This window comes from Pseudoalteromonas sp. Angola-30 (genome assembly GCF_028599215.1).
In the GTDB taxonomy this organism is placed as follows: Bacteria; Pseudomonadota; Gammaproteobacteria; order Enterobacterales; family Alteromonadaceae; genus Pseudoalteromonas; species Pseudoalteromonas atlantica.
Genome location: NZ_JAQREI010000002.1, coordinates 360265 through 374973 on the forward strand (window position 1 = coordinate 360265; position 14709 = coordinate 374973).

At 40.1% G+C, this 14709-nt stretch carries 12 protein-coding genes and 5 tRNA genes; 14 read left to right on the top strand and 3 right to left on the bottom strand.

Annotation, left to right across the window (positions count from 1 at the left end; all coding sequences use genetic code 11):
• The first annotated feature begins 19 nt into the window (after positions 1–19).
• From PSH54_RS04540 to PSH54_RS04605, 14 genes are all read left to right on the top strand, one after another.
• On the top strand, positions 20–202 hold the full coding sequence (locus PSH54_RS04540; RefSeq protein ID WP_024031585.1) for a hypothetical protein: 183 nt from the start codon (positions 20–22) through the stop codon (positions 200–202).
• 128 nt (positions 203–330) lie between these two features.
• Positions 331–423, top strand: a tRNA-Ser gene (locus PSH54_RS04545).
• Positions 424–457: 34 nt separating this feature from the next.
• Positions 458–534, top strand: a tRNA-Arg gene (locus PSH54_RS04550).
• Positions 535–683: 149 nt separating this feature from the next.
• Positions 684–760 (top strand) — tRNA-Arg (locus PSH54_RS04555).
• 146 nt (positions 761–906) lie between these two features.
• Positions 907–983: transfer RNA gene (locus PSH54_RS04560), tRNA-Arg, on the top strand.
• Between the two features lie 138 nt (positions 984–1121).
• Positions 1122–1198, top strand: a tRNA-Arg gene (locus tag PSH54_RS04565).
• A 259-nt stretch (positions 1199–1457) separates the two neighbouring features.
• Positions 1458–2633, top strand: coding sequence for an exo-beta-N-acetylmuramidase NamZ family protein (locus PSH54_RS04570; protein WP_273605586.1), 1176 nt, complete (start codon positions 1458–1460; stop codon positions 2631–2633).
• Between the two features lie 9 nt (positions 2634–2642).
• A complete protein-coding gene (pbp4b, locus tag PSH54_RS04575) occupies positions 2643–4307 on the top strand; it encodes a penicillin binding protein PBP4B (RefSeq protein ID WP_273605587.1) in 1665 nt (554 codons plus the stop codon).
• A 187-nt stretch (positions 4308–4494) separates the two neighbouring features.
• Positions 4495–5871, top strand: a complete 1377-nt coding sequence (locus PSH54_RS04580; protein ID WP_029773935.1) for a Na+/H+ antiporter NhaC family protein — start codon at positions 4495–4497, stop codon at positions 5869–5871.
• Between the two features lie 220 nt (positions 5872–6091).
• Entirely contained in the window at positions 6092–7114 is a 1023-nt protein-coding gene (locus PSH54_RS04585) for a LysM peptidoglycan-binding domain-containing protein (RefSeq protein WP_138576925.1), read from the top strand.
• A gap of 14 nt (positions 7115–7128) precedes the next feature.
• Entirely contained in the window at positions 7129–7986 is an 858-nt protein-coding gene (locus PSH54_RS04590; RefSeq protein ID WP_138576923.1) for a hypothetical protein, read from the top strand.
• Between the two features lie 202 nt (positions 7987–8188).
• A complete protein-coding gene (locus PSH54_RS04595; protein ID WP_138576921.1) occupies positions 8189–8899 on the top strand; it encodes a hypothetical protein in 711 nt (236 codons plus the stop codon).
• 210 nt (positions 8900–9109) lie between these two features.
• A complete protein-coding gene (locus PSH54_RS04600) occupies positions 9110–10852 on the top strand; it encodes a potassium/proton antiporter (protein WP_024031590.1) in 1743 nt (580 codons plus the stop codon).
• Between the two features lie 216 nt (positions 10853–11068).
• Positions 11069–12718 carry a KAP family P-loop NTPase fold protein gene (locus PSH54_RS04605; RefSeq protein WP_273605588.1) on the top strand — a complete coding sequence of 550 codons (1650 nt, stop codon included), beginning with the start codon at positions 11069–11071 and terminating at the stop codon, positions 12716–12718.
• An 86-nt stretch (positions 12719–12804) separates the two neighbouring features.
• Here PSH54_RS04605 and PSH54_RS04610 read toward each other — a convergent pair whose 3' ends face one another.
• From PSH54_RS04610 to PSH54_RS04620, 3 genes are read right to left on the bottom strand one after another with little or no spacing between them, the layout of a single operon-like run.
• Positions 12805–13416: a hypothetical protein gene (locus PSH54_RS04610; protein ID WP_273605589.1), complete on the bottom strand. Its 612-nt coding sequence runs from the start codon at positions 13414–13416 to the stop codon at positions 12805–12807.
• Positions 13403–13975 carry a sigma-70 family RNA polymerase sigma factor gene (locus PSH54_RS04615; protein ID WP_024031593.1) on the bottom strand — a complete coding sequence of 191 codons (573 nt, stop codon included), beginning with the start codon at positions 13973–13975 and terminating at the stop codon, positions 13403–13405. Before PSH54_RS04615 ends, PSH54_RS04610 begins: the two co-directional genes overlap by 14 nt.
• A 14-nt stretch (positions 13976–13989) precedes the next feature.
• Positions 13990–14625, bottom strand: a complete 636-nt coding sequence (locus PSH54_RS04620; protein WP_004587506.1) for an energy transducer TonB — start codon at positions 14623–14625, stop codon at positions 13990–13992.
• Between the last annotated feature and the right edge of the window lie 84 nt (positions 14626–14709).

Here is a 14709-nt window from a genome sequence, read left to right on the forward strand (position 1 = left end):
AATGGACTTAGAATATAATATGAAAGACAACCGAGTTGAAGAATCGCCAGAAACTGACACCACAGAGCAAAAGCGACAAGCTTATTACCGAGCCTGTATTGCTGAGTTTCAGCAATTAGGTTACCAAGAGCAATATTTAGCGCAGCTCAAAGATGATTTAGTGCCTTTAATGGGCGTTAACCCACAAGACAAAAACATTTAAATCGTTTACTTTTCAAACCAATTATACAATTAAAGCTGACTTATGTGCGTTCTGTAACCAGATAGTCATTTTTGGCATAAAAGTGTTTGACATATTTTCTGAAATCTTTATTATACGCCCCACAAGACGGAGAGGTGTCCGAGTGGCCGAAGGAGCTCCCCTGCTAAGGGAGTATAGAGTTTGTAGCTCTATCGAGGGTTCGAATCCCTCCTTCTCCACCATTTCTTTTAATGGCAGTCTTGTAAAGTAAAGATTGGGCGCATAGCTCAGCTGGATAGAGTACCTGGCTACGAACCAGGCGGTCGGAGGTTCGAATCCTCCTGCGCCCACCACTCTTTACACACTCTGCTTAGAGTATAAATAAGTTAAAGTGTTTGGTTTAAAACCAAATCGGTCGGAGGTTCATTCTTACAAGATACGTCCTGCTTCCAGCACTTTTTACACACTCTGCTTAGAGTATAAATAAGCAAACAGTAAAAGTGGGCGCATAGCTCAGCTGGATAGAGTACCTGGCTACGAACCAGGCGGTCGGAGGTTCGAATCCTCCTGCGCCCACCACTTTTACAACACTCTGCTTAGAGTATAAAAAAGTAGAAAGTGTTGGCTAAAGCCAAGCGGTCGGAGGTTCACTCTTAGAAGTTACGTCCTACGCTCATCACTTTTACACACTCTCCTTAGAGTATAAACAAGTAACTAATGAAAGTGGGCGCATAGCTCAGCTGGATAGAGTACCTGGCTACGAACCAGGCGGTCGGAGGTTCGAATCCTCCTGCGCCCACCACTTTCATAAATAAGCCGACAAAAGTCGGTTTTTTTGTGTCTGAAATAGCATATAAGTTAAGCGCATATTTTACGGTGTGTACTTATATTTATTGTTTCAGAAACTCCACTTAGAGTATAAATAAGAAAAAATGAAAGTGGGCGCATAGCTCAGCTGGATAGAGTACCTGGCTACGAACCAGGCGGTCGGAGGTTCGAATCCTCCTGCGCCCACCACTTTCTATTACTACTTAAGTTAATAGAAAAGAAGCCGACAAAAGTCGGTTTTTTTGTGTCTGAAATTTGAGAAAGCTTTCAGCTATCAGCTATCAGTTAAGTCAAACAAACACCCCAGCTAAAAATTTCAGCGTAGACGTAGAGCTTGCTCACGTTAGAAGCGCAGCTTCTAGTTACTTATGTACAGCTCAAAACCATTCACTGCTCTTTAACTTAAGCTGTGGTATTTTAAACACCTTGCTTAAAAGGAACTTGCTGTATGTTTAAAGCTGTATTCATCACCTTTGTTTTACTATTTATCACTATTTTTAATGTGGGCGCGCACGCTCACACAGCTCAAACAACGCCAATTGTTGGCGCTGCTCAATACAAACATTATTTGCCACAGCTACAAAATAAACGTGTTGGCCTTGTGGTAAATCAAACATCGCTTGTTGAAAATACTCATTTGGTTGATGCTTTACTCACTAAAAATATAACCATAACCAAAATTTTTGCACCTGAGCATGGTTTTAGAGGCGATCACGACGCTGGAGCCCATGTTGAAAATGCGGTTGATAGTAAAACCGGTATCCCGCTTATTTCTATTTATGGCAAAAACAAAAAGCCAAGCGCTGAGGCTCTGAGCGAAGTAGATGTTATTATTTTTGATATTCAAGATGTAGGCGTGCGCTTTTATACCTACATAAGCTCTATGCATTACATGATGGAGGCCGCAGCCGAGCAGGGCATAGAATTTATTGTGCTTGATAGGCCAAACCCCAATATTACCTACGTTGATGGGCCAATACTTGAGCGCCAATTTAAATCGTTTGTAGGCATGCACCCAATACCCGTGCTGCACGGCATGACGGTAGGCGAGCTTGCAAAAATGATCAAAGGCGAAAGCTGGATCAATAAAGCGGCTGATTTAAAGCTTACTGTGATCCAAGTTGATCATTACACGCGCTTAACATCCTACAATTTACCTGTAAAACCCAGCCCTAATTTACCTAACGATCAATCAATTGCGCTGTATCCGTCGCTGTGCTTTTTTGAAGCAACCCCTGTAAGTATTGGCAGAGGCACCGACTTTGCGTTTCAAGTAATTGGCTACTCGCCCGTTGCGCTTGGGGGTTTTAGTTTTACACCGCGCTCGATAAAAGGGGCGGCAGCAAACCCTAAATTTAAAAATACCCCTGTAAAAGGGCTCGATCTAAGCACAGCAAACACGCGCGGGCTTGATTTAAGTTATTTAATTACGGCTTATAATAAATTATCTAAAAACAATATTACCTTTTTTGAACGCGCTGATTTTATGGATAAATTGGCTGGTACCAACAAACTACGGTTAGCTATTGAAGCAGGGCAATCAGAGCGGCAAATAAAACAAAGTTGGCAGCAAGGGCTTGCAGCATTTAAAAAGCAACGAGCGCCGTATTTGCTGTACAAGTAAGGGGTGCAAATGGCTTTAGTAATAAACAAAAAATTAAGCATCTGTTTTAAAAAGGCTTTACTGGCGCTTGTTAGTGTTACTCTTGTAGCGTGCAGTTCGGCAAATAAGCCAAATGAGTTTACAGCAAGTGAGCTTAAGCAAAGCAAATTAGTAACGCTTCCAAAAGCCCAAGTTATTGTCACTTTTCCTGAGGCTAACCCAAGTAGCCGTGAGTACGTAAATAACCGTGGCACTTTTAAAGCGTATAAAGGGCGAGGGCAGTTATTAATTCAAAATAATAACGCTATTAGTGCCGATATTTTTATAAATAACCAAAAGCTTAATATTACCAACCAATTAGCCGCCAATACTTTATATGAGTATTCGCTAGCAAGGCGCACCCACAACGGGGTAAATACGTTTAAGGTTGAAAATATTAAACCTAAAGGCGCAAGCCTTACCTTGCGCTTTGAGTTTCCGACTTTAAATACCGCTGCGCAAAGTAATATAGACTTTAGCCAGGTCGATGCCCTTATTGAAAAAGACATACAAGCTGGTTTTCCTGGGGCGGTATTAGCCGTTATTAAAAGTGGCGAACTCATAAAGCTTAGTGCCTATGGCGATGCCAAACAGTACCAGCAAAGTGATTTAATGCTACTACGCCCAGAGCCAATGCAAACACACACTCTGTTTGATTTAGCCTCTAACACCAAAATATTTGCCACTAATTTTGCCCTTATGAAACTTGTAAGTGAAGGGCTTTTAAATATAAACAAGCCCGTACAAAGTTACTTACCCGAATACAAAGGTGATGGCCGCGAGCTGCGCACAGTTAAAGATTTACTCACGCATACAGCGGGTTACCCACCTGTGTTTGATTTTCATCGTAAAGGTGCTAAAACTGGCGATGCGTATTTTTCGCAAAATAGCCAAACCACAAAGCAGTTGTTACTTACGCAAGTACCGCTGAGCAATAAATACCCCGCACAAGCCGTTTACTCCGATATTGATTACATGATTTTAGGCGTACTAGTTGAGCGTATAACCGGGCAACCACTTGATGACTACTTAGAGCAACACATTTACGCCCCACTTAAACTGACCAATACGGTATTTAACCCACTTAAAAAGGGCTTTAAACGCGCTGAATTTGCAGCAACCGAGCTTAGCGGCAATACCCGTGATGGCCGTATTACCTTTGATAATATTCGTACTAATGTTTTGCAAGGCGAAGTGCACGACGAGCGAGCATTTTATTCGTTTGATGGCGTAGCAGGGCATGCCGGCTTATTTAGTAACGCACCCGATTTAGCTGTGCTTTGCCAAGTACTATTAAACCAAGGTGGTTTTGGCAATACCCAGTTATTTAGCGCATCAACCTTAGCGCAGTTTGTAACGCCACAATTAAACAACGAAACCTATGGCCTAGGCTTTAGGCTTGCAGGTAACAACCAAGCCAGGCGTTGGCATTTTGGCCCTTATGCAAGTGCACAAGCGTATGGGCACACTGGCTGGACGGGCACAGTGACGGTTATTGATCCAACCTACGATTTAGCCATTATTTTATTAACCAATGCGCGGCACACAAAAATAAAAGGCGGGCAAAAACATTACCAGTTTTTGGGCAAACAATACGAGACCGCGCAATATGGCTCGGTGGTATCGCTTATTTACGAAGCACTACTAAATCAATAAATTATCGTTTAGGCTAAAATGGCCTAAGTGCAGTGCCTTAAGTGATTTATTTGCAGGTGACTTAACTAAGCCAATCCATTAAGCTAAGCGGTTTACAAATTCAGGCCACATTTTTAAAACGGCCTGTAAAATAAGCGTTTCAACGTGAATAAAGCGAACGCACTTCGCTATAAATAAAGGTTAATTTATGTCTTGGTATTCTATATTACCGCCGCTCATTGCTATCGCTATCGTATTTTGGCGAAAAGAAGTAATAATGGCACTTTTGGTGGCCGTTGCTTCGTCAGAATTTTTACTCGCTATACAAGGCGAGGGTAATACCTTATTTGCTACATTTTTAAATACCATTGAGCGCATAATATCGGTAGCCAGCTCGCCGGGTAACACTCGCATTTTAATATTTAGTATTATGATTGGTGCCTTGCTTGCCTACATACGCGAATCTGGCGGCGTAGCAGCCACCGTTAATATGCTTATGAATAAAGGCATTGCAAAAAGTAAGCGCCAAGTTGGCTTTTTAACCATGTTTACCGGCATCGCGGTATTTATAGAGTCAAACCTCAGCGTATTAACCTCAGGTATTGTATCGCGCGGCTTGTTCGACAAGTTTAAAATGAGCCGAGCCCGCCTTGCTTATATTATTGATAGTACCAGTGCACCGGTGTGTATTTTAATATTACTTAACGGTTGGGGCGCATTTGTACTGGGTTTACTTGGCAATTACGAACTAAGCGAATCGGCGGTTTCTATTTTATGGGGCAGCGTAGGGTACAACTTTTACGCCATTATCACGCTAGTCATTGTGTTTTACACTATCGCGTTTGATAAAGTACACGGCCCAATGAAAGAAGCCGAGCAAAAGCTAGAGCTGCAAAAAACCGATCTAAAAGAAGAGGTAAAAGGCTCCAAAGCGCGTTACATGCTCGTGCCATTACTTACCCTAATTGTGAGCATGGTAGGCTTTATGTTTTACACCGGCAACGGCGTACTTGCAGAAGGCAGCGGCTCTAAATCGGTTTTATACGCAACGGTATTAGCCATTGTGGTTGCATATGTTTTAATGATTAGCTCGCGCCAATTTACTCACCATCAATTAGTCGACACCGGCTTTAAAGGCATGGGCGAGTTATTACCGCTGGTGAGCATTGTATTGCTTTCACTTACACTGGGCGCAAGCTTAAAAGAGCTAGGCACGGGCGTATTTGTTGCATCGCTAGTGGGCGATTACCTACCTATTTACTTAATTGTACCAGTGCTGTTTTTAACCGGGGCGGTTATGTCGTTTACTACAGGTACATCGTGGGGCACATTTGCCATACTTATTCCTATTGGTGTACCGCTTATTCAAGCACTCGGTTTGCCACCTTCACTGGTGGTAGGCGCTATTTTAGGCGGCGGTATATTTGGCGATCACTGCTCGCCTATATCCGACACCAGCGCCGTATCGGCACTCGCCTCGGGGTGTGACTTACTCACCCACGTTAAAACGCAGCTACCGTATGCGTTATTTGGCGGCGCACTGACGTTTATAGCGTACTTAGTAACAAGCATAATTGTGTTATAAACGCATTTTAGAATACGACAATTCCAAACACTCAAAAGCCTGCTTAATTGCAGGCTTTTTAATATTATACAATGCTTAATTAAACTGAAATTATAGATGAATATCAGTTTATTAATATTATAGATGAATATCATCCAATAGAGTTAAGCTAAATTGACATGGTGGGTTTGTCCTCGTATATTTATGCCCATAATGGAATTTAAATATATTAGGAATAAAAATGGTAAAGGAATACATTGTAAAAAAAGGTGATACATTATGGGATATATCTTCTAAACACTTAGGGTCTCCAATGGAATGGCCTAGGTTATGGAAGTTTAATAACCGAAAAGAAGTTGTGGCTATTACTAATAAGCCTATAACTAATCCCGACCTAATTTATCCAGGGCAAAAAATACTCATACCTTCTTTAGATATTTCTCAAATTAAAATTAAGCAAAATGCCAGAGCATTTAATACAGTTAATGAGTCTTCACAAAAACAACTCCCTAAAATCACTTCGCCAATTTCATTAAGCTATAAGTTAGATGATATAAGACAACCTCCAATTGTACTCCCTAATGCTATAGTGGAAATTAAAATGACAGGTAATATTGTTTTATCTAGTGTAGATAAATATCCTGTTAATTACGTAGTTAACGATAAAAAATTAGAGGCGACGGTAACATCTCAAGCTAATAAAGCTTTTGGAGCATTAATTAGTGAAACAAAATTAGCTTTCGACGAAAAAACTAAAAAGTTAACGCTTGGAACTAATATTGTCTCTAAGAGTACTACTCCAAACAGCCCAACTACATCACTGGGAATTGAAGTCACATCAAATTCACCAATACCAAAATTAAAATATGAAGTGCAGCTCCCTCAATTAAAAGGAAAAATTAATCAATTTAACTATATAGCTGAAAAAGTGTCGTTTGTTTTAGAAGTAACATTTACGGGCTCAGATGGTAAAAGTGCTAGAGAACATAACCCTGACAGTAGTGTATGGGATAAGCCCTTAGCTATAGGACTATTTGCTGGAGCTACATTAATTGTTATTGGTACTTTAGTAGAAGATTACGTCACATTAGGTGCAGGAGTCGCTGATGATCCCGCTAGTTTTGCTGCAGCTGCAGGGATGACAGCGAGGGGAGTTGTATTATGGGGTTCTGCTAGAGCAGTAGTTATTCCCGCTGTATTACCCGCAGTTGTTAGGTTTAGCACTTCTATAGTCCCAGTCGCAACACTTAGACACGCCCATTAAAAGAGGTTTATTTAGTGAGAATATTTTCAATTGTTTTTTTATTTTTTCTCAGTGGATGTACTTACTTAGAAAGTGCATCAGAACAAGCTAAGCGCTTAGGTAAAACATACCAATTAGATATCCGAGCTGGCGATACTCGTTTATTTTTCCCTGAACAATTTTTAGGAATTGAAGGCAAGCCGCCTACACTTGAAATGCAAAGCACTTCTTTGGAGGATTCTTCAGAGTCACTTGATGGCATTGAAACCGCGCTGGAGGTTTACCCTGAAGGCTTTGTTTCCAAATTTATTAATGCTATTTATATTTCAGGACCTATGCTCATGGAGGGGGCTGAAGCGGGGGGAACATATTCAAGAAACTCTATAATATTATCAAATATCTCAGATAAGAACGGTACTAACTTCAATTATGAAAATTCGTTACGGGGAGTTCATCACGAGCTTAGTTCTTTAATTTATTTACGCTCCCCTTTTGTTAATCTTGCATGGCAAGGTCTGTTGCCTGAAAGTTGGAGTCCTGCTTCCTCGAATTATGAGGCTTTAACGCAAGATAGAAGTATAGGGCCTGATTATGAAAATGGATTTTTATCTACCTACGGTAAAACTAATATTGAGAACGACTTTAATATTTTCGCCGAATTTGCTTTTTCTGAACCTGAAAAACTACGAGACCTTGCAGCTAAGTATCCAACTATAGCTAAAAAGCTGAGTTTATTTATTACTGCATATAAGCAGGTTCTTCCTGAATATCAGCAGGGCTTCGAAGAGTATTTCACTAATACGGGTTTAAGCGATGTTGCTATAAAACCTGATAATGTAGAGATTACAATCCACAGTGATTTTAGTAATATTAAGCCTCAAATAATTCACTAAGTAAATTTAGTAAAGGGCTTATGTTTTACATATAGTCATGGTTCATACTTAAGATATTCCTCTGTTAAAGAAGCATAAATCGAATACTCTGAAGCAGCTTTTTATGTACCTTAAATCATTGTAATAGTAACTAGTCAGGATTTCTCTACGTAACTTTAAATGATATGATTTCACCAATTAAATAATAAATAAGGACATTTTTATGGATATTATGATTGGTCAGCAAGCTCTTAAAAAGAAAAATCAGCTAACTCAGTTATCAGAGCGAGCAATCGGTCGAGACTTCAAAGAGCAAGCAGCATTAGCTATACAAATGACTCAATGCAGTGCAGCTGTTTATAGGAGGTTACAGCGCACTTATAAATCAACTGTAACGCCACGAGATGAAAAAAGAGTTAAAGCCGGAGGCTTGAGTACACAGTCAGTAACTTTTTCCACAAGTAATAATAGCCAAAAATCTTTTAATAGCCTACTACCTGCAATGCGTGGTGGGAGAGCCGCACCAACTAATACTTCCAAAACATCCAATGATGTTGCCGTTGCTTCTAATCAACCACAAGCAGTTAATTTGTTAGCTTTATTACACCCTGTAATAAGCAGTGATATTATGAAAACAGGTAACGCAGTAGAAAGAACAGCTACTATATTAGGACTGGTCACAACTACAGTTGGTTTTGTTGTTCCTGGAGGTGGAGCCGTATCCTCTATTGTTAGTTGGGTAGGTAGTGGCGCTACTTATTCAGGTTTCACTATGTCAAGAATACGTCCTGATGCGCCGGATAGAGCCTATCATCAATTAACTAACTACATTACGTGTTTAGCGGCTTGGAATAAAAAAGCGTGTGAGTTAATCGATATAGCTGATCCAAATGGACAATGGACTTTTAGGGATATTGAAAACGGATTCTCATAGAGTTAAGGCTGAAAAGACAGTTTTAAATATTTTATGAGAGGACTCTACTAAATATACGAAAGCCTGCTTAATCGCAGGTTTTTTTGTTTTAAATATGCAGTTAAGTACCCGTATTTATATTTTTTAGGTTATTGTATGGCATGAGCTTTAAGCTTTTTAATAGCTATAAATTCTTACTTTTTAACTTATACAAGGCTGTAAACCCACACTATGTTTGTAATAGATAATATCATTCTTGTTAGTGCCATTTTAATTTTACTAGGGGTTATCTCGAGCAAGCTATCTGCGCGCGTTGGCTTACCCGTGCTGGTGCTATTTTTACTGGTGGGCATGCTTGCAGGTGAAGACGGTATTGCCGGTATATCATTCGATAACGCAGAGGCTGCGCATGCTCTGGGCACGTTAGCACTGGCTATTATTCTATTTGATGGTGGGCTACAAACGCCAACCAGTTCAATTAAACAAGTGTGGAAACCTGCTTCGGCTTTAGCAACGGTCGGGGTGCTTTTAACGGCTGTAATTACCGGCCTTGTCGCCACTTATATTTTAGACTTACCCGTATTACAAGGCGTTTTGCTGGGCGCTATTGTGGGCTCTACAGATGCCGCTGCCGTATTTGCACTTTTACGTAGCGCCGGTATTCACTTAAATAAAAAGCTTAAATCAACCCTTGAAATAGAAAGTGCCTCGAACGACCCAATGGCTATTTTTTTAACGGTTGGTTTGCTCGAAATGCTAGTGAACAATATGCCAATAGGGCTGGGTTTACTGCAGTTATTTGCCCAGCAAATGGGTGTAGGCGCCGTTTGTGGGTTTTTAATTGGTAAGGTGTCGGTGTGGTTTATTAATCGAATAAAATTAAATGCATCAGGTTTGTATTTAGTAATGGTAACCGCATTTGGGCTGCTTTCTTTTGGCCTTTCTGCAACGCTTGGCGGCAGTGGCTTTTTAGCTGTATTTATAACCGGCGTTATTTTAGGTAACAGTAAATTTGTATATAAACGCGGCATTTTTCTTTTTCACGATGGTTTAGCGTGGCTTGGGCAAATAACCATGTTTGTTGTGTTAGGGCTTTTAATTAATCCCTCGTCGTTGGTTGATGTATGGCTAGAAGGGTTGTTAATTGCACTGGCACTTATTTTTGTTGCTCGCCCACTAGCGGTAGCGCCAATTTTAAAATTATTTGGCTTTAATAATCGTGAAACATTATTTGTATCTTGGGTGGGGCTAAGAGGCTCAGTGCCGATTATTTTAGCTATATTCCCACTGTTGTTTGGCCTTTCAGGGGCCGAGCTTATTTTTAATGTGGTTTTTTTCGTGGTGTTAATCTCGGCCACGTTGCAAGGCTCAACTATGCCTTGGATGGCTAAAAAGTTAAGTTTAATAGAGCCGCCACCCGATTTAGCAGCTGCAACGCTCGAAATTACCGCCCTAAACGATATTGATATAGAAATTGTAGAGTATACGTTAAGTGAGGTTTCTCGCGTTTCTGGGCGCAGTTTGTCACATGCTGCACTACCAGAAAGTGTAGTTGTAGCCATGATCACACGAGGGCCTTCAATCATACCGCCACGCGGCTCAACTAAACTAAAACCAAACGATCATTTATTTGTTGTTTTAAAACCCGCTAACAGACCTTTTGTTGATTTAGTTTTTACAGCAACCGATAAAACAAACCACCAAGACAGTCACTTAGCGCGCAACGAACTTAAAGTGAAAGGGGTTACGCTAGTAGGCGATATATTTTACTCATATCACATGAAAATAGACGCGCCAGAGGGTATAAGCTTGGAAGAAGTGATCAACCAAAAGCTCTCAGGAGAAATCAGTAAAGGCTCAATTGTGGTTATTGGTAATGTTCAACTACGCGTTATAACAATGGTACATACACGTATAGTGACCATCGGCTTAAAATACTTACACAATCCAGAACAACGACTTTTAAAGCAGTAGTCATTAACGCTGATTTATAAGATATTAGCGAAGTAGGTTGGGTTGAGTGACACGAAACCCAACGTATCACCGATGCAATGAGCAAACCCAAAGCTAATTATATGTAGTGTTTGTTGTAGGCGTACAGCGCTGGCGCGTCGGGCGTTAGCTCGGAGAACTCAGCGATAGAGCGTTTTATATTGCACTATGTAAAAAAGACTATTTAAAGGGAATTAAATGAAAGAATTTAATTGGAGTGAAGCAACTAAGCCACCATTAGAGGAATATTTTCCTGCAGATAAATTAGATAGAGCTCGCTACGCCACTTTCTTATCAAGGCTATTGGCTCAAGAAGGTTATGACGAAAGTAGGCCTGATGATGAGCAAAAGAAAAACTATGTATTAAATCTCAATGCTGAATGGGGGGCAGGTAAAACCTATTTTCTTAAGCGTTGGTCACGAGAATTAATAGTAGATTTTCCTGTTGTATATATTGATGCATGGCAGCAAGACTATTCAGACGACCCATTTTTAACTGTAATTGCAGGTATCATCAAGCAGCTTCAACGTCAGGCTAAGTTTAATATAACTATTCCTAAGAGTGCAGTTTCTATGTTTAAGGCCGTTGCACCTGCTATTGCACAAGGCCTAACTAAAAAAATATCAGGCATAGATTTAGATGAGTTACACACATTACTATTCTCTGATGAAGAAATTGAAGATGATCAAAAGCAAAATTCTAACAAGTTAACTGGCAGCGACTTTTCGCCTGCTGTAAAGGCGCTTGCGCAAAACTTAATTAAAGATCATGAAGCTAAAAACAAAAGTATTGAAGTAATAAAATCTAAGTTAGATGATTGGGTCTGTAAGTTTGAAAAGCAAAAAGATAAGTCGTTACCTATATTTATTTTTATTGATGAATTAGACCGTTGTCGCCCAAGTTATGCAGTAGAAATGCTAGAGACGATTAAACATATTTTTGATGTAAAAGGTATCGTATTTGTCGTGGCTACGGATACCGATCAGCTTCAACATACAATTAAATCAATTTATGGTGAAGGGTTTGATGCAAAGGTTTATTTAGGCCGTTTTTTTAATAGTCGTTACAGTTTAAAGCGTCCTGTTTTAAAAGACTTTTTATTAGTACACAGCGATACAACTAAATTTGAAACTACGTACTTAAAAAGCAAAAGTATCGAGCTACTCCCCCGCACAGAAAACCCCGAAACTGCTTTAGCTAATATTTCAGTTGTATTAGATGCCTTTGAGGTATCAGCAAGAACAGCTATTCAAATTACTGAGCGTATTACAGCTATTATTGTGAATTTACCAAGTGGTAAAAAAATTGATGTACTTGTGCTCACGGTTTTGTTTTGTATCTATGAAAAAGATTATTCTTTATATGAAGAAATAATAAGTGGAAGGTTTAAGAGAACAAAACTAACTCAGAAAAGCGATACACAAAATATAAAGTTATCTGATTATTTATCAGAAGAAATACTACCCGTAGATTTAGAAAGGGATGTTATATTTTTTATTGATTCAAAATTATATAGTAAGGAGCCGAACTGTATAATTAACCGCTACAAAGATACGAAGAAAGTAATTAAATTAAAGCATTACATAGAGTATTTTTTCTGCCAAATTTTTGTAGTTGAAACATCACTTGTTTTTGCAGGATTTGGAAACACACAGGGGAGGAAGTTAACTGAATTAGAGCAAGCTGAAAAAGAATTACGGGAATGCAATGATTCTACTCAATATGAAGTGGCTAAGTCTTTGATTAGATATATTTATGTAAAAGATGCATATAACAAAATTACTAAAGAGCAATATCGTGATTTTATAGAGCTTTCCTCACCATTAGATTATATGGGCGATAGTTAACTACCTCTGTGCAGCGCGAAGCGCCTCTGTGTTCTCGGTGGTAATAAATATCTAAATTACCACCAACATTAACTGAGCTAAACCACCTAAGCCCCACACTGCCTAACCCCAACTCCCGCATGTTTAAGCGCTACAATCTGCCCTTTACCGTTATGCGCCATAGCGAGCATATCGCCCGTATTAAGATCACTTTCTACCGCATGTTTACCCTTTAAATCACTGAGCAGTGACTGCTTAATTTGCACTAGTACCTCGTCATTACAGCTGGCTATGTACCAGTCGTTATCAACCTTTACGAGCGTGCCGTATTCTATGTGGCGTTGTTGGTGTAAGCGCAAGCTATTAGCGTGCTGAGTATCGAGTGCGTGTTTTTGCTCGGTAATGGCGCTTGTGTAACTGCCCGATGGGGTTATTTCGTGGGTTTTAATAATTGAGTAGTCGTGAATATCGATAGTGTTAAGCACCGTTTTAGGTGCGTAGTTAATGCCACTGCTGTTATCAAATACAATAAATGCGAATACGCCCAGTGCGCAGGCAAGGCTGGTTAACTGTAGCGTAAAACTAAGCCTTGAGGGCTTTTTATGGCTGGCATTATTAAGTAACGCTTTTTGTTGGGAAGCGCTGAGTGTAGTGCGTGCTTTTCGCTCTTTGTAATGTTGAGTAAGCTGTTGGTCAAACTGCTCATCAGGCTTGTTCATTGTTTGCTCCTAATAAACGTTTAAGGTTTTGCTTGGCATAGCGCAGCCTTGTTTTTACGCTCTCATGGTTGCTTTGCGTTATAAGCTCTATGTCGGCAAGGCTAAAGCCTTCTTGTTGTAAGGTAATGGCTTCGCGCTGTACAAAGCTCAGTTGCTTGAGTGCGCTATCGAACGCTTGGTAATTTATATTGCTAATACTATTGTTATTACCTTGCTCATTTTGCTGCGCGGGTAGGTGGGTGTTTTCGTCAAGCTCTACAAAGCGCTGCTGTTTGCGGTATTCGTCTACTAATGTGTTGCGCGCGAGTTTAAATAACCACGCTTTTGGCGTGGTTTGCGCTTGGTAAAGGTGGCGTTTTTCGATTACTTTTAGCCAGGTTTGTTGGCTTACGTCGTATGCTAAATGCGTATTAGATTGCGTCACTAGGTAGTGATATAAATCGTTACTGTATAAGGCAATAAGCTGCTCTAAGTAGCGGTTGTCGCCACTTTTTGCGTAACTTGCCATGCAATCCTTACTTGGCGTTTCAAATAACCATGACTTAATACTGAGTAGCATAGGCGTTTAGTCCGTTAAATAGAGTTATCTAATTTAAAATCGAGCTGTACGGTTTGATCTGTTTGTAATTGTGCCACACCTTCTATTACTTTGGGGCGATATTTCCAGCGTTTTATGGCTCTTATTGCTTCGCGGTCAAAGGTACGTTTGGGCTCGGCGTTTATTACCACTGGGTTTATTACTTCGCCGGTGGGCGAAATGCTAAAGCTCAGTTGTACCCAGCCTTCTATGCCATTGCGCGCAGCAGATGTTGGGTATTTTGGATTTATGCGCACTATGGGGGTTGCATCGCCTGTTGGGCGGTTAATCGTGCTATTTATATCATCTCCAAAATCATCAATAGTGATTGGTGTTAATTCGTTAATCGCTATTACAGGGTCGTTTGAGGTATCGATTGGTGGCGCTTTAGGCGGTGTTTTTGGCACAGGCGGTGGTGGCTGTATTTTTTGTATATGCCTTACTTGTGAATCCTCTGGTGCCTGAAAAATCTCTACAATAATATCCTCGCCGAGTTTTATAGGTGCGCGCTGCTCGCCACTAATTAAGTATTGCATAAATGCAAAGGCGGCAAAGGTCATTACTGCGCCGCCAATAACGGCGGTTGATGTTTTAATAAATGCTGAATTATTAGGTACTTCAAGTGTGTGCATAAGCCGCTCCGAGTAAACTTAGTTGGGTTGTTTAAAAGCTATAACGGGGGGCAAATCAAAAAGGGGTTAAATAATTTTATAAAA